General features: G+C 66.5%; 16 protein-coding genes and 1 tRNA gene. 8 read left to right on the top strand and 9 right to left on the bottom strand.

What is annotated here, in order from left to right; genetic code table 11:
* Nucleotides 1-165 precede the first annotated feature (165 nt).
* Nucleotides 166-255, bottom strand: a tRNA-Ser gene (locus tag G0A00_RS22665).
* A gap of 399 nt (nucleotides 256-654) precedes the next feature.
* Between G0A00_RS22665 and G0A00_RS22670 the strand changes: the two genes are divergently transcribed.
* From G0A00_RS22670 to G0A00_RS22685, 4 genes are read left to right on the top strand one after another with little or no spacing between them, the layout of a single operon-like run.
* Entirely contained in the window at nucleotides 655-1,587 is a 933-nt protein-coding gene (locus G0A00_RS22670; RefSeq protein WP_164214281.1) for an SPOR domain-containing protein, read from the top strand.
* Nucleotides 1,588-1,634: 47 nt separating this feature from the next.
* Nucleotides 1,635-2,834: a D-alanyl-D-alanine carboxypeptidase family protein gene (locus G0A00_RS22675; RefSeq protein ID WP_164185584.1), complete on the top strand. Its 1,200-nt coding sequence runs from the start codon at nucleotides 1,635-1,637 to the stop codon at nucleotides 2,832-2,834.
* The gene (gene tmk / locus G0A00_RS22680; RefSeq protein WP_164185585.1) at nucleotides 2,831-3,484 is read left to right on the top strand and encodes a dTMP kinase; all 654 of its coding nucleotides are present in this window, start codon (nucleotides 2,831-2,833) and stop codon (nucleotides 3,482-3,484) included. Before G0A00_RS22675 ends, tmk begins: the two co-directional genes overlap by 4 nt.
* Entirely contained in the window at nucleotides 3,481-4,602 is a 1,122-nt protein-coding gene (locus tag G0A00_RS22685) for a DNA polymerase III subunit delta' (RefSeq protein WP_066105285.1), read from the top strand. The genes tmk and G0A00_RS22685 overlap by 4 nt, the downstream gene beginning before the upstream one ends.
* 150 nt (nucleotides 4,603-4,752) lie before the next feature.
* Here the strand turns inward: G0A00_RS22685 and G0A00_RS22690 are convergent, their stop codons facing one another.
* Entirely contained in the window at nucleotides 4,753-5,817 is a 1,065-nt protein-coding gene (locus G0A00_RS22690; protein WP_164184726.1) for an Mrp/NBP35 family ATP-binding protein, read from the bottom strand.
* Nucleotides 5,818-6,065: 248 nt separating this feature from the next.
* On the opposite strand from G0A00_RS22690, the gene G0A00_RS22695 reads away from it, so the two are divergent.
* The 3 genes from G0A00_RS22695 to G0A00_RS22705 all read left to right on the top strand — a co-directional run bounded on the left by G0A00_RS22695 (nucleotide 6,066) and on the right by G0A00_RS22705 (nucleotide 11,867).
* The gene (locus G0A00_RS22695) at nucleotides 6,066-6,269 is read left to right on the top strand and encodes a DUF1127 domain-containing protein (RefSeq protein WP_066105278.1); all 204 of its coding nucleotides are present in this window, start codon (nucleotides 6,066-6,068) and stop codon (nucleotides 6,267-6,269) included.
* An 804-nt stretch (nucleotides 6,270-7,073) separates the two neighbouring features.
* Nucleotides 7,074-8,639, top strand: coding sequence for a sulfotransferase domain-containing protein (locus G0A00_RS22700; protein WP_164184725.1), 1,566 nt, complete (start codon nucleotides 7,074-7,076; stop codon nucleotides 8,637-8,639).
* Nucleotides 8,640-8,786: 147 nt separating this feature from the next.
* Nucleotides 8,787-11,867: a valine--tRNA ligase gene (locus G0A00_RS22705; protein ID WP_164184724.1), complete on the top strand. Its 3,081-nt coding sequence runs from the start codon at nucleotides 8,787-8,789 to the stop codon at nucleotides 11,865-11,867.
* A 221-nt stretch (nucleotides 11,868-12,088) separates the two neighbouring features.
* Here the strand turns inward: G0A00_RS22705 and recN are convergent, their stop codons facing one another.
* The 4 genes from recN to ftsZ form a co-directional block, all read right to left on the bottom strand.
* Entirely contained in the window at nucleotides 12,089-13,741 is a 1,653-nt protein-coding gene (gene recN / locus G0A00_RS22710; RefSeq protein WP_164184723.1) for a DNA repair protein RecN, read from the bottom strand.
* 56 nt (nucleotides 13,742-13,797) lie between these two features.
* Nucleotides 13,798-14,652 carry an outer membrane protein assembly factor BamD gene (locus G0A00_RS22715; RefSeq protein ID WP_164184722.1) on the bottom strand — a complete coding sequence of 285 codons (855 nt, stop codon included), beginning with the start codon at nucleotides 14,650-14,652 and terminating at the stop codon, nucleotides 13,798-13,800.
* Nucleotides 14,653-14,765: 113 nt separating this feature from the next.
* Nucleotides 14,766-15,686, bottom strand: coding sequence for a UDP-3-O-acyl-N-acetylglucosamine deacetylase (lpxC, locus tag G0A00_RS22720; RefSeq protein WP_164184721.1), 921 nt, complete (start codon nucleotides 15,684-15,686; stop codon nucleotides 14,766-14,768).
* A 267-nt stretch (nucleotides 15,687-15,953) separates the two neighbouring features.
* Entirely contained in the window at nucleotides 15,954-17,654 is a 1,701-nt protein-coding gene (gene ftsZ / locus G0A00_RS22725; RefSeq protein ID WP_164184720.1) for a cell division protein FtsZ, read from the bottom strand.
* Nucleotides 17,655-17,657: 3 nt separating this feature from the next.
* Here ftsZ and G0A00_RS22730 point away from each other — a divergent pair, with 3 nt between their 5' ends.
* On the top strand, nucleotides 17,658-18,005 hold the full coding sequence (locus tag G0A00_RS22730) for a hypothetical protein (protein WP_164184719.1): 348 nt from the start codon (nucleotides 17,658-17,660) through the stop codon (nucleotides 18,003-18,005).
* Between the two features lie 67 nt (nucleotides 18,006-18,072).
* Here the strand turns inward: G0A00_RS22730 and ftsA are convergent, their stop codons facing one another.
* From ftsA to G0A00_RS22745, 3 genes are read right to left on the bottom strand one after another with little or no spacing between them, the layout of a single operon-like run.
* Nucleotides 18,073-19,404 (bottom strand): cell division protein FtsA, encoded by a 1,332-nt coding sequence (gene ftsA / locus G0A00_RS22735; protein WP_164184718.1) that lies wholly within the window; start codon nucleotides 19,402-19,404, stop codon nucleotides 18,073-18,075.
* A complete protein-coding gene (locus tag G0A00_RS22740) occupies nucleotides 19,404-20,327 on the bottom strand; it encodes a cell division protein FtsQ/DivIB (RefSeq protein ID WP_224899188.1) in 924 nt (307 codons plus the stop codon). The genes ftsA and G0A00_RS22740 overlap by 1 nt, the downstream gene beginning before the upstream one ends.
* Nucleotides 20,315-21,235, bottom strand: coding sequence for a D-alanine--D-alanine ligase (locus G0A00_RS22745; protein ID WP_203595485.1), 921 nt, complete (start codon nucleotides 21,233-21,235; stop codon nucleotides 20,315-20,317). The genes G0A00_RS22740 and G0A00_RS22745 overlap by 13 nt, the downstream gene beginning before the upstream one ends.
* Nucleotides 21,236-21,452: the final 217 nt, after the last annotated feature.

Genomic DNA, 21,452 nt, shown 5'->3' on the forward strand with positions numbered 1-21,452 from the left:
TTCAAAGCCGTGAATCATGCTGTTCCCGCGAAATCAATGCATCCTGAGCCTAGGGTCCAATTTTTAGACCCCCTACAATGGCGCGACATAGAGGCGAAGCCTATCTGCAAGTCGTGTTACTGGTATGTTACGAAATTCGCTAAGCCACTGATAAACAGCGTGTTATGGCGGAGGCTCAGGGATTCGAACCCTGGGGACGCTCTCACGCCCAACGGTTTTCAAGACCGCCGCATTCGACCACTCTGCCAAACCTCCGGTCCGACCGACCTAGCGTGCCTTGCGCGATTCTAGAACAGGCTTTCCGGGAAAATCCGCCGATCACGGCTTTGAAGGCTTTTCTTGATCACAGCCACCCGTTACGATCCGGCGAAAACCGGGATGGCCCGGTTCGCCTCCGCTGCGCCCGAGCCGCCCTTTCCGGGCACGAAGGCAGACGCCCTCCGGGCCCTTGCGGCGGTGATCGAACGGCCTCCGGCATATCGAAGGGACATCCGGCGACGGGACACCGGCAAGGCGCGACAGACGCCACCGGCCAGGCGGACGACACAGGCGGGACGACAGGGGGCACCTATGAGCAAGGCCAATGCAGCGCGGCCGATGGCCGCGGGTTGGAAAACCGGCAGCATAAATCGTGGCAGCACGAATAATGACAGCATGAAACCGGCGAAAGCGGGCGAGACATCGCGTGCAAGCCGGGGCATGGGCTGGGCAAGCCTTGCGGCCCTGCTCGGCACGGTTGCCCTGAGCGCCTGCAGCGACGCGCAGATGCCCGGTTTCCTCAAGTCCGAGGGCAGCGCCGGCACCGAAGCCTCTGGCACATCCGCCACCATCGAGCGTGACATCGAGGCACCCGAGGTCTTTCAGACCACCGAGGCGGGCCTTTGGGACGGTCGCCCCTCGCTGGGCGGTGTCTGGGTCGCGCATCCCGATGTCACCGAGCCCGAGCGAGTGATCATCCGCAACGAAAAGAACGGCCAGTTCGTCATCGGGGCGCTGTTCCGCCGTGAACGCATGAGCCCCGGCCCGCGCCTGCAGGTGTCGTCCGACGCCGCCGCCGCCATCGGCATGCTGGCGGGCGAGCCGGTGAACCTCAACGTCGTGGCGCTGCGCCGCGAAGAAGGCCCCGCCCAGCCCGAGGAAGGCACCGGCCCCGCCGGCGTCGAAGCGAGCACGCTGTCGGAAACGCCCGAGGTCGAGGAAGCCACGCTTGATCCGGTGACCGCCGGCGCAGCCGCAGCCATCGAGGCTGCACCCGCCTCCGCGCCTGCCGCCGCCCCTGCCGCCGCTGCCGCTCCGACCGAGGCCGCGAGCCCGGCGCCCGCGCCCGCACCCGCGCCCAAGCCCGCCTCCTCGCTGTCGCGCCCCTATGTGCAGATCGGCATCTTCAGCGTCGAGCAGAACGCCGAGAACACCGCGACCGCGATGCGTCAGGCGGGCATGGTGCCGACGGTCAAGAAGCAGAGCAGCTCGGGCAAGACCTTCTGGCGCGTGCTGGTTGGCCCGGCGCAGGACAAGGCCGAGCTTGATGCGCTGCTGACCAAGATCAAGGGCACCGGTTTCTCGGATGCCTACGCCGTGAAGAACTGACCAGACGATCCGACGACCAGACCGGAGCCAAAGCACAGGAGCCGCCCATGCGCCGCCCGACGAGCCCCCTTTCGAGCCTTTCCCTGCGTCGCCTGCTGGCCGGGGCCGCCACGGCGGCGCTGCTCGCCACCAGCGCGCAGGCGTTTGACACCAGCGCCCGCACCGCCTTTGTGCTGGATTACACCACCGGCACCGTGCTGATGGCCAAGGATGCGGACAAATCGGTGCCTCCGGCTTCGATGTCCAAACTGATGACGCTCTATATGGCCTTCGAGGCGATCCGTGACGGGCGGCTCAAACTCGACGAGACCCTGCCGGTGTCGTCGCACGCCATGTCCTATGGCGGCTCGACCATGTTCCTCGACACCACCGACCGGGTGAAGGTCGAGGATCTGCTGCGCGGCATCATAGTGCTGTCGGGCAATGACGCCTGCGCGGTGATCGCCGAGGCGCTCTCGCCCAATGGCACCGAGGCCGGTTTCGCCGATCTGATGACCCGCCGCGCGCAACAACTGGGCATGACCAGCTCGCATTTCGCCAACGCCTCTGGCTGGCCCGCCGACGGTCACGTCATGTCGATGCGCGATCTGGTGCTGCTGGCGCGGCACATCATCGAGGACTTCCCCGAATTCTATCCGATCTTCGCAGAGCGGCGTTTTGAATTCGATGGCCGCGCGCCGCAGAACGTGCACAACCGCAACCCGCTGCTGCGCCTCGACATCGGCGCCGATGGCCTCAAGACCGGCCACACGCAAGAAGCGGGCTATGGCCTTGTCGGCTCGGCCAAACAGGGCGACCGCCGGGTGATCTTCGCCATTGCCGGGCTCGACAGCGAGCGCGCCCGCGCCGAAGAGAGCGAGTCGATCGTCAACTGGGCCTTTCGCCAGTTCGCCGAGCGCAAACTGATCGAGAAGGGCAAGGAAGTGGCCCGCGCCGACGTGTTCCTTGGCGCGCAGGAAAGCGTCGGGCTGGTGGCGCGTGACGACATCGAAATGCTGATCCCCGTAACCCCGGGCACCGAGCTTGGGGCCGAGGTGGTCTATACCGGCCCGCTGCAGGCGCCGATCACCGCTGGCCAGCAGCTGGCCGAGCTGATCATCACGCCCGAAGGTCTGCCCGAGCACCGGGTGCCGCTGTTTGCTGCCGAAGACGTGCCCTCGGGCGGCTTCGTCAAACGCATGATGGTGGTCGGCACCAATCTGATCGGGCGCCTGCAGGCCCCCGCCACCACCTCGGAGGCGATGTGACCGGCAGCAATGGTGCCGAGGCCGCAAGGTCCGGCCTCTTCATCAGCTTCGAGGGCATCGACGGCTCGGGCAAATCCACGCAGGCGCGGCTTTTACATGCCGCGCTTCTTGGTGCTGGCCGCGAGGCGGTTCTCACCCGCGAGCCCGGCGGCTCGCCCGGCGCCGAAGAGATCCGCGCGCTGGTGCTGCAGGGTGATCCCGACCGTTGGTCCGCAGAGACCGAGCTGCTGCTCTTCACCGCCGCGCGCCGCGATCATCTGGAGCGTCTGATCCGCCCTGCCCTAGCGGCGGGCAAGCTGGTGATCTGCGACCGTTTCGCCGACAGCAGCCGCATGTATCAGGGCCTGTCGCGCGGCGACCTGCGCAGCAAGGTGGACGCGCTGCACGAGCTGATGATCGGCACCGAGCCCGATCTCACCTTCCTGATCGATATGGATCCCGCCGCCGGGCTCGCCCGCGCCAAGGCCCGCGCCACCGAAGAAGAACGCTTCGAGGATTTCGGCGTCGAACTGCAGGAGCGTATGCGCGCAGGCTATCTGGCATTGGCCAAAGAGTTTCCCGAGCGCTTCATCGTCATCGACGGCAACCGGGCGCAGGAGGATGTTGCCGCCGACATCCGCGCGCGGCTTGAGCCTTATCTCTCCGCATGAGCGCCGAGGAGGATATCCCCGAGGCGGATCGCGTCGAGGGCGCGCCGCACCCGCGCGAGACCTTCCGCCTGTTCGGGCAGGATCGCGCTCAGGCGGATTTTCTGACCGCGTTCACCTCGGGCCGGCTGCACCATGGCTGGCTGATCACCGGGCCGCGCGGGCTTGGCAAGGCGACGCTGGCATGGACCATCGCGCGCTTTCTGCTGGCGACTCCCGAGCAGGAGGAGGACGGGCTCTTCGGCGCGCCGCCACCGCCGCGTGATCTGCTGATCGACCCAGAGCATCCTGTGGCGCACCGCGTCCACGCGCTGTCGGAGCCGCGTCTGCACCTGCTGCGCCGCAGCTGGGACAGCAAGACCAAGAAGCTGCGCAGCATCATCACCGTCGAAGAGGTGCGCGCGCTGAAGCGCTTCTTCTCACTTTCCTCCGCCGATGGCGGGCGCCGGGTGGTGATCATCGACAGCGCCGACGAGATGAACCCCAACGCCGCCAACGCAATCCTCAAGCTGCTGGAAGAGCCGCCGGCCAATACGGTGCTGCTGATGATCAGCCACCAGCCTTCGCGCCTGCTGCCGACGATCCGCTCGCGCTGCCGCGAGCTGCGGCTGGCGCCGCTGGGGCCCGAGGATATGGCCCGCGCGCTCGAACAGGCCGGGGCGCAGGTGGCGCCGCAGGAAGCCGAGGCGCTGGCCGAACTGTCAGCGGGCTCGGTGGGCGAGGCGCTGCGGCTGCTGAACCTCGACGGGCTGAAGCTCTATTCCGATCTGGTGTCGCTGGCGGGCACCCTGCCCCGGCTCGACCGCCCGCGCGCCATCGCGCTTGGCGAAAGCACCGCGGGCAAGGGCCGCGAAGCGCGGCTCGATCTGATGCTGACGCTGACCGACCGGCTGATGGCGCGGCTCGCCCGTGTCGGTGTCACCGGGATGCCGCCGCGCGCCGAGGCGGCGCCGAATGAGGCCGAGGTGCTCCGGCGCCTCGCCCCGCACCCGGGCGCCGGGCGGGCCTGGGCGCAGCTGGCGCAGGACGCCGGAGAGCGCGCCCGCCACGCCCGCGCGGTGAACGTCGACCCGGCGGCGCTGGTGCTCGATCTGCTGCTGCAGATGCGCAAGGCAGGCTGAAAGGCCAAGATAGAATGGCGGTTATAGAGGGGGCGCTGCCCCCGCCGCGGCTGCGCCGCGCCTCCCCTGGCGTATTTTCAAAGAGAAGAAGGGGCGGTTTGGCGCCGCCCCGCGCTTAGGACCGCGGCGGGACCGCAGCGGGACCGGGGGTCAGACTTGGCCCGCGTCGATCAGATCCTGCGCCAGTTTGGCGTAGGCCTGCGCCATCACGCCCTCGCCCAGTGCCACCGGCGCGCCGCTGTCGCCCGCCAGGCGGGTGTCGAGGTCGATGGGCAGCTGCGCCAGCACCGGCAGATTGAACCGCGCCGCTTCCGCGGCGACGCCACCCTGCCCGAAGATATGGCTCTCGCGCCCGCAGTCGGGGCAGACGAAGACCGACATATTCTCGATCATCCCCAGCACCGGCACATTGAGCGTGGCAAACGCATCGAGCGCCTTCTTCGCGTCGATCAGCGCCACATCCTGCGGGGTGGAGACGACGATGGCGCCATCCACTTCGGACTTCTGCCCCAGCGAGAGCTGCACATCCCCGGTGCCCGGCGGCAGGTCGATGAGCAGCACATCGAGCGCCCCCCACTCCACCTGCATCAGCATCTGCTGCAGCGCGCCCATCAGCATCGGGCCGCGCCAGACCACCGCCTTGTCCTCGGGCAGCATCACGCCGATCGACATGAGCGTGACGCCATGCGCCTCGAGCGGGATGATCGTCTTGCCATCGGGCGAGGCCGGGCGTTTGCTGACGCCGAACATGCGCGGCTGCGACGGGCCGTGGATGTCCGCATCCAGCAGGCCGACCTTCTTGCCCGCGCGCGCCAGCGCCACGGCGAGGTTCGACGAGACGGTGGATTTGCCCACGCCGCCCTTGCCCGAGCCGATGGCGATCAGCTTCTTCACCCCCGGTGGCGCCATGCGCCCCTCTTGCGGTTTGGCGTGGCCACCCATCTTCAGCGAGGGCGCTTTCGGTGCCTGCGTCGGGGCCGAGAGCACCACCGCCGCCGAGACCGCGCCCGGCAATTGCGCCACCTGCGCCTCGACCACCGCGCGGAAGCCTTCCATCTGGCGGGCGATCTCGGCGTTTGGCGCTTCGATGACAAAGCGCACATGGCCGCCTTCGACGCTGAGCGCTCGAATCATGTCGCGCGATACGAGGTTGCCGCCACCGGGCAGATCGAAGCTTTTGAGCAACGCCATGGTAGCGTCGGACAATTGGGTCATAGTTACTTCCTTTCCCTCAGCGCATGGCGACCTTTCGTCATCTTGCGCTCCGCGCAAGGCGCGTCCATTTCTCGCCTAATTTCTATGCACTCACCCGCGAAGATGCGCATTACAAAGTGATTTTCACCATGCATTTTGCGCATAGCGGCATTGAACCGGGGCGGGATTGTGCAGCCGCAGCAATTGGCACATCTATTGGGGCAAGAAACGACAGACGCAACCATTCAGCCAGACGGGCACAGACGCACATGGCATTCGCAACCGACACCACCCGCATTGAAGGCCGCACCGGCGGTCTCCTCGACACGCTCCGCACCGCCCTCGCTCGCCGCCGCCTGTACAAGCAGACCTTCAGCGAGCTGGCGTCGCTGAGCAACCGTGAACTGAGCGATCTCGGGCTGCACCGCTCGATGATCCGCCGGATCGCGTATCAGGCCGCCTACGAGGCGTAAGAATTCGAACACGTCCCGGCTCTCTCCTCCTCCCTGAGCCGGTTCGTTACGGCGGTGACCTCTCTCCTCCTCCCTGAGGTCACCGCCACAAAGATACGGGATACCGGGCCATAGCCCGGCCCCAGACATCGACAGCCCCTCTCCTCCTCCCTGGGGCATCGATACAGCGGCGATCTCTCTCCTCCTCCCTGAGATCGCCGCACCAGTTTCCGGGCCTCAGTGCCCAACCTATTCGGAGCCCCTCTCCTCCTCCCTGGGGCAACGATGCAGCGGCGGTCTCTCTCCTCCTCCCTGAGATCGCCGCACCAGTTTCCGGGCCTCAGCGCCCAACCTATTCGGAGCCCCTCTCCTCCTCCCTGGGGCAACGATGCAGCGGCGGTCTCTCTCCTCCTCCCTGAGACCGCCGCACCTCATAAAGGGCCGCATGCGGTCCAGAAGCTTCGGAGTCCCTCTCCTCCTCCCTGGGACTTTGATGCAGCGGCGATCTCTCTCCTCCTCCCTGAGATCGTCGCACCCCATAGGACCCTTGCGGGTCCGCTCAGATCGGAAGCCCTTCTTCTCCTCCTCCTCGGGCTTTCGTGACACGGAAACGGCGGTCTCTCTCCTCCTCCCTGAGACCGCCGTTTTTCTTTTTTTCAGCTGTAAATTTTGCGCTGCATCCGGAACAGCTTGCACGCCCTCCCAGCAGATTTCGCAGCCGGTTTAACAAAGCTGTAACCCCCCGCTTCAATCTCGATCCAAAGACGGGGTCAAAGACCCGAGGCCATTGAGCCAGGCAGATACCGCAGCACACGGGGGCGCAGCATGGACAGGCATATCGTGATCGCAGGACAGGGACGCTCGGGCAGCACCCTGTTCTACAACATGCTGCGCAATACGCTGCAGGGCTACGGGATGTTCGACCGCGAGGTGCCGGCCGCCAGCGTGATCCACCTGCCCGGCAATCAATGCACCAAGCGCCCCTTCGACATCTTCGATCTGCCAAAGCTGTTTCAGGCCAATCAGGGCCGCAAGCGGATCGACCTGATCTGCATGCTGCGCGATCCGCGCGACATCCTGACCAGCCGCCACCGCTCGGTCCCGGATGATTACTTCGTCGCTGCGGACAACTGCTGGTTCGTTCCCGAAGGACGCGTGCCCGCCTTCACCGCGCCCGGCTTTCTGCCGGTGCATGAGGCCTCTATGCGCGTCAGCGGATCGGGCCTTTTCCCGCAGGGCATCTTCTTTTTGAAATACGAAGATCTCGTGCGCGATCCCGAGGCCGTGCAGCAGATGCTGGCCGAGGGTTTGGGGCTGAGCTTCGAGGGGCGTTTCAGCGATTTTCACAAGGCCGAGATTCCCCAGCGCCTTCAGCGCGCGCTCAACGGCGTGCGCGAGGTCGATACCGAACGCCAGCGCAAATGGGCCAAGCCCGAGCATCGCGCCCGTATCATCGACCAGTTCACCCGCTTTCCGGTGCTGCACGATGTGCTGAAGCAGCTTGGGTATGAAGAGGATCAGGGCTGGTTCGAGGACCTGCAGCGCGAGGGGCAGCAGGAGGGCGTGGCCGTTAAGGCCGCCGTGCCCGCAGCCAAGCCCGCTCCCGCCGCAGCCGCGACAGAGACAACGCAAAGCGCGCTGCCGGTGACTGGCTCGATCCTCGATCATCCGGCGATCCCCGTGCTTTACGAGGACGCGACGCTGAAGCTCAGTGGCATCGAGGGCAGCGGGCCGCAGTGCCTTGTGACCTTCGTGGGCGTTGGCCATGGGCTTGGCGGCATCGACCAGCAGAGCGAGGAGTTCCGCAAGCTCTCCTCCGGTGGTTGGGGTTCGCAGCTTTTCGTCTTCGACAAGACCCGCAGCTGGGGAAACGCGCTCGACCCCGAGCTTCTGGCCCGGCTCACCGCGCCGCATCGCGCAGGACGCAAGGTGTCGACGCTGGGGCTGAGCATGGGCGGCTTTCTGGCCGCGCAGATGTCGCGCCCCCTGGGGGCCGCGCGCTGTATCGCGCTGGCGCCGCAATATTCGGTCCACCCCGAGATTGCGCCGTTCGACACCCGCTGGACCCGCTATTCCGAGCAGATCAGCACGTGGCGCCAACCGTCCTTGATGGGAAGCTTCGACGGCGCTTGCCGCTACGAGCTGATCTTCCCCGATCTTCCGGTCGAATTGGCCCATGCCGAGCGTTTCCCGAAAGCGCCGAACATACGCCGCTTCACCGTGCCGTCGGACAACCACAACGTCGCCGCGACCCTCAAGGCCCGCGGACAGCTCTACCCGCTCCTCGAGGCGCTGCTGCGCGAGGACGAGGCCGGCGCGCTGCCTGACTTCTGCACCCCCGGTGCGGCGGCGTGGCATGTGGCCCCCGAGGTCGCCGCCGCCGCCGGCTGAGGGCGCACCCGCACACCCTGCGCTTCCCCCGCGAAGGCACGGCCAAGGCCACTCGGGGCCACTCAAGGCCACGGGGCGCTTTCCCTTTCCCAAGGCTTTGGGTAGGAGGGTCGGGACAACAGCACAAGCAGGCATGGGAACGCAGCCATGGCGATGGAAAAGACCTTCAACGCGGCCGAGGCCGAGGCGCGCATCTACGACGCATGGGAAAGCAGCGGAGCCTTCAAGGCCGGGGCCAACGCCTCGCGCGACGAAAGCTTCAGCATCATGATCCCGCCGCCCAATGTGACCGGCTCGCTGCACATGGGCCACGCGTTCAACAACACGCTGCAGGACATCCTCGTGCGCTGGCACCGGATGCGCGGCTTCGACACGCTCTGGCAGCCGGGGCAGGACCACGCGGGCATCGCCACGCAGATGGTCGTCGAGCGCGAACTGGCCAAGGACAAGAACAACGCCACCCGCCGCGAGATGGGCCGCGAGGCCTTCCTCGAGAAGGTCTGGGAGTGGAAGCAGCAGTCCGGCGGCACGATCATCAATCAGCTCAAGCGCCTCGGCGCCTCCTGCGACTGGTCGCGCAACGCCTTCACCATGTCCGGTGCCGAGGGCGCTCCGGCGGGTGAAGACGGCAACTTCCATGATGCGGTGATCAAGGTCTTCGTCGACATGTACGAAAAGGGCCTGATCTACCGCGGCAAGCGACTGGTGAACTGGGACCCGCATTTCGAGACCGCGATTTCCGACCTCGAGGTCGAGAACATCGAAGTGCCCGGCCACATGTGGCACTTCAAATACCCGCTGGCGGGCGGCGAGACCTACACCTACGTCGAGAAGGACGAGGACGGGAACGTGCTCTTCACCGAAGAGCGCGACTATATCTCCATCGCCACCACCCGCCCCGAGACCATGCTCGGCGACGGCGCGGTCGCGGTGCACCCCTCGGACGCGCGCTACGCGCCCATCGTCGGCAAGCTCTGCGAGATCCCCGTGGGCCCGAAAGAGCACCGCCGCCTGATCCCGATCATCGTGGATGAATATCCCGATCCGACCTTCGGCTCGGGCGCGGTGAAGATCACCGGCGCGCATGACTTCAACGACTACGGCGTGGCCAAGCGCGGCGGCATCCCCTGCTATCGCCTGATGGACACCCGCGCGACCATGCGCGAGGACGGCCACCCCTACGCCGAAGCCGCCGAGATCGCCCAGCAGGTCGCCCGCGGCGAGCTGACGCTCGACGAGCATGAGGTCGACAAGCTCAACCTCGTGCCCGACCACCTGCGCGGCCTCGACCGTTTCGCCGCCCGCGAGGCGGTGATTGCCGAGATCACCGAAGAAGGTCTCGCAGTGATGACCGAGGCCACCGACCCGCGCCTCGGCGCGGCTGCGGCCAAGGCACCGCCTGCCCCCGAAGAAGGCGGCGAGGCGCTGGACGAGCCCGAGCAATGGGTGCCGCTGGTCGAGGCCAAGCCGATCATGCAGCCCTTCGGCGACCGCTCGAAGGTGGTGATCGAGCCGATGCTCACCGACCAGTGGTTCGTCGACACCGCGCAAATCGTCGGCCCGGCGCTCGACGCCGTGCGCGAGGGCCGCGTGCGGATCATGCCCGAGAGCGGCGAGAAGACCTATTACCACTGGCTGGAAAACATCGAGCCCTGGTGCATCTCGCGCCAGCTGTGGTGGGGCCACCAGATCCCGGTCTGGCACACGCCGGGCATGGGCGACGAATGGCGCTCGTTCTGCGCCGCCTCGGAAGATGAGGCGATCGAGCAGATGAAGGCGGTCTTCGGCGATGATGCCGAGTTCCTGATCGTCGAGGATGCCGCCGCCGCCGAGGATCACCTCGCCGCGCTGCTGCAGCAGGGCACCGATTTCACCGGTGTCGACCAGCGCCGCCGCCCGCAGGCGATCCCGGTGTTCCGCGATCCCGACGTTCTGGACACTTGGTTCTCGTCGGGCCTGTGGCCGATCGGCACGCTCGGCTGGCCCGAGCAGACGCCCGAGCTGCAGAAATACTTCCCGACCTCGGTGCTGGTCACCGGTCAGGACATCCTGTTCTTCTGGGTCGCCCGGATGATGATGATGCAGCTCGCCGTGGTCAATGAGATCCCCTTCCACGACGTCTACCTGCACGGGCTCGTGCGCGACGCCAAGGGCAAGAAGATGTCCAAGTCGCTCGGCAATGTGGTCGACCCGCTGGAGATCATCGACGAGTTCGGCGCCGACGCGCTGCGCTTCACCAATGCTGCCATGGCCTCGCTGGGCGGCGTGCTGAAGCTCGACAAGCAGCGCATCGCCGGCTACCGCAACTTCGGCACCAAACTGTGGAACGCCGCCTCCTACGCGCAGATGAACGGCGTGTTCGAGCTGGCCCACAGCGATGCCGTGCCCGAGACCACCCTGCCGCTCAACCGCTGGATCAAGGGCGAGATCGCCAAGACCCGCGAAACGGTGGACGCCGCCTTGGCCGAATACCGGTTCAACGACGCGGCGCAGGCGCTCTATGCCTTCGTCTGGGGCACCTTCTGCGACTGGTATCTCGAGTTCACCAAGCCGGTCTTCCAGGGCGAAGACGAGGCCGCCAAGGCCGAAACCCGCGCCACCTACGCCTGGGCCTTCGACCAGTGCCTGATCCTGCTGCACCCGATCATGCCCTTCATCACCGAAGAGCTCTGGGCGCAGCGCGACCGGCCGAAGATGCTGATCCACGCCGACTGGCCCGCGTATAGCGCCGCCGAGATGGTCGACGCGCAGGCCGACGCCGAGCTCAACTGGGTGATCCGGATGATCGAGGCGATCCGCTCGGCGCGCGCGCAGATGCATGTGCCCGCCGGTCTTTACGTGCCCTGCGTGGTCAAGGGCATGACACCCGACGCCAAGGCCGCCTATGAGACCAATGAGGCCTTCGTGAAGCGCTACGCGCGCATCGAAGGGCTGACCGAAGTGGAGGAGATGCCCAAGGGCACCGCGGCGCTGGCGCTCAGCGGCGGCACCTTCGGTCTTCCTCTGGCCGGGATCATCGACGTGGCCGAAGAAAAGGCCCGCCTCGAGAAGGCGCTGCAGAAGCTCGGCAAGGAACTGGGGGGTCTGCGCGGCCGTCTGAAGAACCCCAAGTTCGCCGAAAGCGCGCCGGAAGAGGTGGTGCAGGAAACCCGCGACAACCTCGCCGCCCGCGAAGAGGAAGAGGCCAAGCTGAAAGAAGCCATGGCGCGCCTCGCCGAACTGGGCTGAACTCAGGCGACACGACGACAAGCAGGCCCGTCCGGTATCCCCGGGCGGGCCTTTCCTTTGGCGCGACGCCCTGCCCCGGCGCATCGCGCGTGGCCACGGTCCGCCGTGCGTATTTGGAAAGAGAAGAAGGACCTAGCTGCGCACGAGAAGACGGGCAAAGGCGCCGGGCCCCTGCTTCTTCTCTTTAAAAATACGCAAAATCCGGCGGCGCCAAACGCGCCTCAGCCGATCAGCAGCGTCCGCGCAGCCGCCCGCGCCTCTGGGGTGACCGTGTCGCCAGAAAGCATCCGGGCGATCTCATCCTCGCGCTCATCCGCCGCCAGAGCGGTGACCGACGACAGGGTGATGTCATTCTCCACCCGCTTGGCCACGCGCCAGTGATGCGCGCCAAGCGCGGCGACTTGCGGCGAATGGGTGACGACAAGCACCTGCCCCTCGGCGGCGAGCGCCGCGAGACGCCGCCCCACCGCATCGGCGGTGGCGCCGCCAACCCCGCGGTCGATCTCGTCAAAGATCATCGTCACGTCGCCGCCCTGCTCTTGCGACAGGCAGACTTTTAGCGCCAGCAGGAACCGCGACAGCTCGCCGCCAGAGGCGATCTTGTTGAGCGGGCCGGAGGGCGCGCCGGGGTTGGTGGCGACGGTGAAGGCCACAGCGTCGCGGCCCTCGGGGCCTTCGGGGGCGCGGGTGACCTCGGTCCGGAACACCGCGCGTTCCATCTTCAGCGGTGCCAGTTCCGTGGCCACGGCCTTGTCGAGCCGCGCGGCGGCGGCGCTGCGCGCCTCGCTCAGCGCGGTGGCGGCGGCGTCATAGGCGTTTTCCGTCCGGCGAACTTCGGCGTTCAGCGCGTCCAGTTCCTCGGCGGAATGGTCGAGCGCCGAGAGCCGCGCCGAGAGCGTCTCGCGCAGGCCGGCAAGCTCGTCCGGCAGCACCTGATGCTTGCGCGCGAGCCCGCGGATGGCAAAGAGCCGCTCTTCGGTATCCTCCAGCGTGCGCGGGTCGAATTCCAGCGCGTCGAGCGTGCTGGCCACCTCGCCCGAGGCCTCGTCAAGCTCGGCCATGGCGCGGGTCAGCGCGGCGATCGCGCCGTCGAGCCGCCCCTCGGCACCTTCCGAGGCACCCTCCAGCCAGCGCAGCGCATCGGACATGGCGCCCTCGGCACCCTCATAGCCAAGCGCCTGACTGGCGCGGGAAATATCGGCCCGCACCCGCTCGGCGCCCTGCATCATGCGGCGGCGGCTGTCGAGCTCGGCCTCTTCGCCGACCTCCGGGGCCAGCTTGTCCAACTCTTCGGTGGCGTGGCGCAGGAAATCCTCCTCGGCGCGCACCGCCTTGAGCGCGGTCTCGGCATCGCTCAGCGCCTTGCGCGCGGTCCGCTGCGCGATCCATGCGGCGCGGGCGGCCCCAAGTTCAGCGCCGATACCGGCATAGCTGTCGAGAATATCGCGGTGGCCCGACGGATTGAGCAGCCCGCGGTCATCATGCTGGCCGTGCAGTTCGACCAGCGTCTCGGACAGGCGCCGCAGCACCTCGCCGCTGGCACGGCGGTCGTTGACCCAGCCGGTCTTGCGTCCGTCGGCGGTGTTGACCCGGCGCAGGATCAGCTCGCCCGAGACCGGCAGACCGGCCTCTTCCAGAACGGCGCGCGCGGCATGGCCCTCGGCCAGTTCGAAAACCGCCGTCACCTCGCCCTGCTGTGCCCCTGCCCGCACCAGTTCGGCCCGCCCGCGCCAGCCCAGCACAAAGCCAAGGCTGTCGAGCAGGATCGACTTGCCCGCGCCGGTTTCGCCGGTCAGCACGTTGAGCCCCGGCTGGAAGCTCAGGTCCAGCCGGTCGATGATGAGCAGATCGCGGATTTCAAGCGCTCGGAGCATCCATTCAGACGGGCGCGCCGTCCTCCCTAGGGGCTAGCAGCCCCAAAGCCAAAGCCTCAGAGCCACTGCCCTTTGACCATCTGACGATAGACCTGTGCCAGCCAGCTGTCGCCCGCCGCTTCCAGTTCCAGCCCGCGCCCGGTGAGCAGCTTGTAGCTGTCCTCGTACCACGGCGTGCCGCGGTAGTTATAGCCGAGGATCGCGCCGGCGCTCTGGGCTTCTTGCGTCAGCCCCAGCGACAGATAGGCCTCGACCAGCCGGTGCAGCGCCTCGGCGGTATGGGTGGTGGTCTGGAAATCCTCGACCACGACGCGGAAACGGCTGATCGCGGCGCCATAGTTCTCACGCTTGAGATAGTAGCGCCCGATCTCCATTTCCTTCGCCGCGAGGTGGTCGAAGGCAAGGTCGAACTTGAGGATCGAGGAGCGCGCGTATTCCGTATCGGGATAGCGTTCGATCACCGTGCGCAGCGACTGCAGCGCCTGGAACGTCAGCCCCTGGTCGCGGCCCACTTCCTCGATCTGGTCGTAATAGGAGAGCGCCAGCAGATACTGCGCATAGGCGGCATCTTCGTCGCTGGGATAGAAGTCGATGTAGCGCTGCGCCGAAGAGCGCGAGTTCTCATAGTCCTTCGCCCGGTGATAGGCATAGGCCTGCATGATCAGGGCGCGCTTGGCCCAGTCCGAATAAGGATAGAGACGCTCGATTTCACCGAAATAATAGGCCGCGCGCTCTGCGTCGCTGCGGTCCATTTCGTATTCGCCACGCTCGAAGATCTGTTCGGCGGTGAAGTTCTCCATCGGGACGCCGCCCGGACCCATTCCGGGCTGTTCCTGGGCCGAACATCCGGCCAGGAGAATCGCGGAAAAAGCCGCTCCGATCACCGCATTTCGCGATCTGCCGCCTGCCATGCCCGACTTACCTCACATTCATTGCAGAGCCCGCTTCGGGGCCATGGCACGGTCCTAGCACAGAAAAATCCGGGGCAAAACGCCTTAACGCCGATTTGAGCACGGCGCCGCCGTCAGGCAACCGCGGGGATTTCGTCGCGCTCGACACCGGCACCGGGCAGGCGCGCAGCCATGCGCGAGTCGCAGACCGTCATGCGGAATGCGTCGGGCGTGGCGAAGAGCGCGTGCAGCAGTTTGTTGGTGATTGCGTGCCCCGCCTTGAAGCCGGTGTAATGGCCAAGGATCGGCGCGCCCGCGGTGTAAAGATCACCAAGCGCGTCCAGCATTTTGTGGCGCACGGCCTCGTCGGCGTGGCGCAGGCCACCCGGCGACAGGATCTTGTCGCCATCGACGACAACCGCGTTCTCATAGGTGCCGCCGAGTGCCTTGCCATTGGCCTGCATCGCCTCGACGTCGGACTGACGGCAGAAGGTACGGCTGTCGCAGAGCTCGCGCACGAAAGAGCCGTTGGCGAGGTTGATCACCTTGTCCTGCGTGCCGATCGCCGCATCGGCGAAATCGATGTGAAACTCCATCGTGGTGCCCTGCGCCGGGGACAGGCGGGCCCAGCCGGCAGCGGTCTGCACTTCGACGGGGGTCAGGATTTCGATGGCACGGACAGGGGCACGCAGTTCGCGCACGCCGCGGGCGAGAATCTCGCGGACGAAGGGCGCGGCGGACCCGTCGAGGATCGGCACTTCGGGGCCGTCGATCTCTATCAGCGCGTTGTGGATGCCGCAGCCAGCCAGCGCCGCCATCACATGCTCGATGGTCGAGACGGAGACACCGGCGCGGTTCTTGATCAGGGTGCAGAGCGGCGAGATCTCGACCGCGTCATAGCGGGCCGGAACGAGCGCGTCGCCCAGAAGGATGTCGGTGCGTTTGAACCAGATGCCGTGCTCGGCAGAAGCCGGGCGAATGGTCATCCGGACAGGCGCGCCGGAATGAAGGCCCACGCCCTGGAAGCTCACTGCACTGCGGATCGTCGTTTGCACTTTGGTCACCTTTGGTTGGAGCGCCCCTCCCCACTGGCGCGCGCCTTTGTTGCCAAGGGAGATACTCACCGGCGCTCACGTTCTCAAATCAAGTATTGCAACGAAGTGAAACATGCGGGTTTCCTAATGCGCGGATGCACGCCCAGCTGTGGATATGTTTCGGCAACCCACTGATTTAAAATCAAAAAGCCCTCTCTTGCGAGAGGGCTTTTCGACGTGCCTTGCCTTAAAATGTCAGCCCGCGCGAGGGGGCGCGGGCTGAATTTATCAGTTTGCCTGGCGCCGCAGGAAGGCCGGGATTTCAATCCGGTCCTGCTCGGGGGCTTCTTCGGGCGCCGGAGCGGGGGCCGGACGCTGCGCCTGCATCGGCGGCTGGCGGCGGGCCTGCGGTTGCGGCTGGGGCGCAGCCGGTGCGGCGGCTTTGGGTGCGCCCTGCTGCGGCTGCTGCTCGTGACCGTGGCCGGTCATCCGGTTGATCAGCGAGTTGATCCCAAAGCGGGGACGCTCGGGCTCGGCGGCGCGCTGCGGAGCCTGCTGAGGCTGCTGCGGACGCGCCGGAGCGGCGGGCTGGCCCGGACGGTTGTTGCGGGCGGCTGCGGCGTGCAGGCGCTTCATCGTGTCTGCCGAAGGCTGGCCGGGCTGCGGTGCGCGCGGCGCGACGAAGCTCTCGGGTGCGGCTTCCAGCGTGCTGGGCTGCGGCTGAGGTTGCGCGGCCTGCGGACGGTAAGCGGGCGGCGGCAGACCGTCATCGGTCTCGACCACATCCTCTTCCTGATAGGTCTGCTGCGCGGCGGGCATCTCACCGAAGAGCGAGGGCTCGTCTTCTTCGTACTGCTGCGCCTGCGGAGCGGTCGGAGCGGCCTGTGCCACCATTGCGGCGGGCTGCTGCGCTGCGGGCTGAACCGGAGCCGGTGCGGCCTCTGCTGCCGGGGCCTGCTCTTCGGAGTTGGCCAGCGGCTGCGCGAGGGTGCGGCGCGGCACGGGGATATCGTGCTGCACAGCCGAGGCGTCGATGCCGGTGGCGACGACGGAGACGCGCATGCGGCCTTCCATCGTGTCATCCAGCGTCGATCCGACGATGATGTTGGCGTCTGCGTCCACTTCCTCGCGGATGCGGTTGGCCGCTTCGTCGAGTTCGAACAGGGTGAGGTCGTGGCCACCGGTGATGTTGATGAGCACGCCCTTGGCGCCCTTGAGGCTGATCTCGTCGAGCAGCGGGTTGGCGATTGCCTTCTCGGCGGCCTGGATCGAGCGATCTTCGCCGTCGGCCTCGCCGGTGCCCATCATCGCCTTGCCCATCTCGTCCATCACGGCGCGAACGTCGGCGAAGTCGAGGTTGATCAGGCCCGGACGGACCATCAGGTCGGTCACACCCTTCACGCCCTGATAGAGCACATCATCCGCAAGGCTGAAGGCCTCGGTGAAGGTGGTCTTCTCGTTGGCGAGACGGAACAGGTTCTGGTTGGGGATGATGATCAGCGTGTCGACCATCTTCTGCAGCGTCTCGACGCCCTCTTCCGCCTGACGCATGCGCTTGGCGCCTTCGAACTGGAAGGGCTTGGTCACGACGCCGACGGTCAGCACACCCAGCTCACGCGCGGCCTGCGCGATGATCGGCGCTGCGCCGGTGCCGGTGCCGCCGCCCATGCCGGCGGTGATGAAGCACATATGCGCGCCTGCGAGGTGATCGACGATCTGCTCGATGCTCTCTTCGGCTGCGGCCGAGCCGACCGAGGGGCGTGCGCCCGCGCCGAGGCCTTCGGTCACTTTCACACCGAGTTGGACCTTGGCGGTCGCCATGCTCTGCTGCAGCGCCTGAGCGTCGGTGTTGGCAACCACGAAGTCCACGCCTTCGAGTTGCTTGGTGATCATGTTGTTGACTGCGTTGCCACCGGCTCCGCCGACGCCGAATACGGTGATCCGGGGCTTCAGCTCTTCCTGACCGGGCATCGAGAGATTGAGTGCCATGTGATGTTCCGCCTGTCGTTTATGACTTGGTTCGCGCCTGTCCTGCGCCTTGGGGATAATTCTTACCCAGATCCTAGGGCTGGGTCACGTAAAAAACACAGATCTACCACGAAATATGGCTATAGGATTGACTATGCGCGCGAGATTTCGCCCAACGCACTAAATTTTGCAGAAAACACCAGCGACAACACAAAACGTGGAAAGGCGCCGCAGGCACCGGGGCCAGCAACGGCGAATCTTTTATATCGATTGCGGGAAGCCTGCTCGACGTCCCCTGCCCGCATCTTCCGTGCGGATCATGTCTTCAAATTAGCATCGGCCCGAATTGGCGTCACCGGGAATATTGCGTGAACACCGCAAGAAAACCGCAATCTCGCGAGGGTTTGAGCGGCCCGCGAGCCGCCCTGCCCCCACTCTCTTACCAGTTCTCGCGGAACCACTTCACCGCACGCATCAGCGAACGGGCCGGGTAACGCTCGACCGGGATCTCGAAGTCCCACCATTCGTCCTGCGGATGCGCAGCAAAGAGGCACATCCCCACCGCCGAGGCAAAGCCCGGCCCGGTGGCGGCCTGCGGCAGCCCGTGCACACGCATCGGGCGGCCCAGCCGGACCTGACTGCCGAGGATGCGGCTCGCCAGCCCATCAAGGCCGGGAATCTGGCTCGCAGCGCCGGTCAGCACAATCTGCTGGCTGGGCAGATGCTCGAAGCCCGCCGCATCGAGGCAGGCACGCACTTCTTCGAGGATCTCCTCGACGCGCGGGCGCATGATGCCGATCAGTTCGGCGCGGCTCACCTGCCGCCGGTCATGGTGCCAATCGCCGGTATCGCCCGAGATCTCGATCATCTCGCGATCATCCATCCCGGTGGCATGTACGCCGCCGTAGAAGGTCTTGATCCGCTCGGCCATGGCCATGGGGATCTGCAGCCCCATGGAGATGTCGCCGGTGACGTGATCGCCGCCCATGGGCACCGCATCGCCGTAGATCATGTGCTTCTTCATGAAGATCGACACGCCGGTGGCGCCGCCCCCCATGTCGATACAGGCCGCACCCAGTTCCTGTTCGTCCTCCACCAGTGCCGCCACGCCCGACACATAGGCCGAGCTGGCGATGCCCGCGAGTTCCAGATCGCAGCGTTTGACGCAATGGGCGAGGTTCTGGATCGCCTGCGCGTTGACCGTCAGCATGTGCATGTCGCAGGTCAGTTCGCGGCCGATCTGCCCGCGCGGATCGCTCAGCCCCGAGCGATGGTCCAGCGCGAAGTTCACCGGCTGCGCGTGCATCACCTCGCGGCCATGCCCAACCTCGGGCACGTCGCAGGCCGAGAGCACCCGCGCCACGTCCTGCTCGGTCACCGTGCTGCCATCAACGCTCACATGGCCGTCGAGCCCGTAGCTGCGCGGCTCGGCACCCGAGAAACAGGCGATCACGTGGTCGACCCGGATGCCCGCCATCTTCTGCGCCGCCTGCACCGCGGTGCGGATCGCCCGCTCGGTCTCGTTCATCGCCGCGATCTCGCCGAAGCGCACCCCGCGCGAGCGGGTGGTGGCTGCGCCGATCACCCGGAACCCGGCCTGCCCCGCCAGCGAGCCGACGCCGCTGTCTTCGCCCTGATCGCTGCCGTCGAACCGCAGCACAAGGCAGGCGATCTTCGAGCTGCCCACGTCCAGAACCGCCACCACGCCGCGCTGCATCGCTGCCTTGCGCATGTTGCGCATCGCGCGCTGGGACTCGTATAGCTCGAACATTATCGTTTTTCCCCAGTCTCGATGGACTTGATCCGCCAGTATTCTTCCGCCGCGCTATGGTTCAGCCGCAGCGTCGGACGCTGCGCGAGGCGCAGATCGACCGCCGCGATATCGCGCGACAGCATGTCCACGGCGCCGTCCATCGCCATGGCCCTTTCGAGCGCCTGAACGGCGCCTTCTTCGGGCAGCAGAACGCGCTGCCCTTTATCCAAAACAAGATCCCAGCGCCGCAGCCCGACCCGTTCGAGGCCGCGCAGCCGCCCGGCCAGCGGCGCGGCGGCGGCAAAGAGGTCCAGCGCCTCGGGCACATGCGCTTCGGCGCCCGTGCCCGCAATCACCGGAAGATCGGCATGGCTCGCACGGCGCCCAGCAGGTCCGACCAGCGCGCCGCCCTCGTCGAGCAGTTCCAGCCCGCGCAGCCCGCGCCATAGCACCACCGGCACACGCTCGACCACATTCACCTCGAGCACTCCGCCCTGCGTGATCCGCAGGCTCGCGGATTTCACCGCGTCGAGGCCGGTGATGATCTCGCGCATCTGATCGAGGTCGAGATCGAAGGAGCTGAGCGGGAAGTCGAGCGACAGAATTTCGCGCACATCCGCCGCAACGCCGTCGCTTGCCCCGTCGATCGCCATGAGGTTCACGCGGAACTCGGGCCGCGCCTCGATCTGGTCGCGCACCGACATGATGGCTCCGACGAAGGCTTCGCGGTTGCTGTCGACAGAGAAATACGCCGCCGCCCCGCCAACGCCGATCAGGAACGGCATGCCGATGTGCAGCGTGAAGCGAAAGAGCGGCGTCAGCATCAACCGCTCGAGCCGGTACTTCAGCCGCGACGGCGCCGGATCCGAACGGTGCACCTGCTGCGGGCGAGACTTCTGCGGGCGCGGCATCCGCGCGGGGGCGGCCCCTACCTGTCGCATGAGGCGTCCTCCACCATCCAGCGGCAGAGCGCGCCGAAGGACATGCCTGACGCCTGCGCCTGCTCGGGCGCCAGCGAGGTGGGCGTCATGCCCGGCTGGGTGTTGGTCTCGAGTAGCACCAGCCCATCTAGGCCCCGGCTCTCGTCCCAGCGGAAATCGGTGCGGCTGAGACCACGGCAGCCAAGCGCCTTATGCGCACGCACCGCATAATCAAGGCAGGCATCAAAGATCTCCTGCGGCACGTCGGCGGGCACCTCGTGGCGCGAGCCGCCTGCTTTGTACTTGGCGTCGTAGTCGTACCAGCCGTCGGTGATGATGTCGGTGACGGTCAGCGCCTGATCGCCCAGCACCGTGGTGGTCAGCTCGCGGCCCGGCGCATAGGTCTCGACCATCACCGTCTGCGGCATTTCTTCGGAAAGCTGCGGCGGCGTATTGGCCCCGTCCATCACCAGATAGACGCCGACCGAGCTGCCCTCGTTGTAGGGCTTCACCACATAGGGCGGCGCCATCACGTGGCGGGCGCAGACCTCGGCCTTATCCGCCAGCACGCTTTCGACCACCGGCAGACCGGCGGCGCGATAGACCTGCTTGGAGCGTTCCTTGTCCATCGCCAGCGCGGAAGACAGCACACCAGAGTGCGTATAGGGGATGCGGAGCCACTCCAGCATGCCCTGCACGCATCCATCCTCGCCCCAGCGACCGTGAAGTGCGTTGAAGACGACGTCGGGAGACAGATCCTTCAGCCGCGCGGCCAGATCAGGCCCCGCGTCGATCTCGATCACGTCAAATCCCTCGTCCCGCAAAGCGGCGGCGCATTCCTGACCGGAACTCAGCGACACCTCGCGTTCAGCCGAGGGTCCGCCCATCAATACCGCCACTTTGGGAGCTGCCCTGCTCGACATCCCCAAAACTGCCTCGTTGTGCGGGGCTTTTGCGCCCCGTCATGTGTGTCGCCGGGGTTCGCCCCGGTCGAGCATCTCGCGCACCGCTCAATTCGGCCCGCGAGTCGGATTCACCACGGCGTGCGACCCTGTATTTCCGGGGAAGACTGCCGCCTCGTTCGATGCATCCCGCCTGCCTTATATGGATGGGCTTTGCGCCGATCCGGGAACGGGTGCCGGGGCG

The sequence above is a fragment of the Salipiger sp. PrR002 genome, assembly GCF_010500775.1.
GTDB lineage: Bacteria > Pseudomonadota > Alphaproteobacteria > Rhodobacterales > Rhodobacteraceae > Salipiger.

Coding starts and splice junctions, on each gene's coding strand:
- G0A00_RS22670 (WP_164214281.1), top strand. CDS start 655: ATGAAACCGGCGAAAGCGGGCGAGACATCGCGTGCAAGCCGGGGCATG.
- G0A00_RS22675 (WP_164185584.1), top strand. CDS start 1,635: ATGCGCCGCCCGACGAGCCCCCTTTCGAGCCTTTCCCTGCGTCGCCTG.
- G0A00_RS22685 (WP_066105285.1), top strand. CDS start 3,481: ATGAGCGCCGAGGAGGATATCCCCGAGGCGGATCGCGTCGAGGGCGCG.
- G0A00_RS22690 (WP_164184726.1), bottom strand. CDS start 5,817: ATGACCCAATTGTCCGACGCTACCATGGCGTTGCTCAAAAGCTTCGAT.
- G0A00_RS22695 (WP_066105278.1), top strand. CDS start 6,066: ATGGCATTCGCAACCGACACCACCCGCATTGAAGGCCGCACCGGCGGT.
- G0A00_RS22700 (WP_164184725.1), top strand. CDS start 7,074: ATGGACAGGCATATCGTGATCGCAGGACAGGGACGCTCGGGCAGCACC.
- G0A00_RS22705 (WP_164184724.1), top strand. CDS start 8,787: ATGGCGATGGAAAAGACCTTCAACGCGGCCGAGGCCGAGGCGCGCATC.
- recN (WP_164184723.1), bottom strand. CDS start 13,741: ATGCTCCGAGCGCTTGAAATCCGCGATCTGCTCATCATCGACCGGCTG.
- G0A00_RS22715 (WP_164184722.1), bottom strand. CDS start 14,652: ATGGCAGGCGGCAGATCGCGAAATGCGGTGATCGGAGCGGCTTTTTCC.
- ftsZ (WP_164184720.1), bottom strand. CDS start 17,654: ATGGCACTCAATCTCTCGATGCCCGGTCAGGAAGAGCTGAAGCCCCGG.
- G0A00_RS22730 (WP_164184719.1), top strand. CDS start 17,658: ATGTTCCGCCTGTCGTTTATGACTTGGTTCGCGCCTGTCCTGCGCCTT.
- ftsA (WP_164184718.1), bottom strand. CDS start 19,404: ATGTTCGAGCTATACGAGTCCCAGCGCGCGATGCGCAACATGCGCAAG.
- G0A00_RS22740 (WP_224899188.1), bottom strand. CDS start 20,327: ATGCGACAGGTAGGGGCCGCCCCCGCGCGGATGCCGCGCCCGCAGAAG.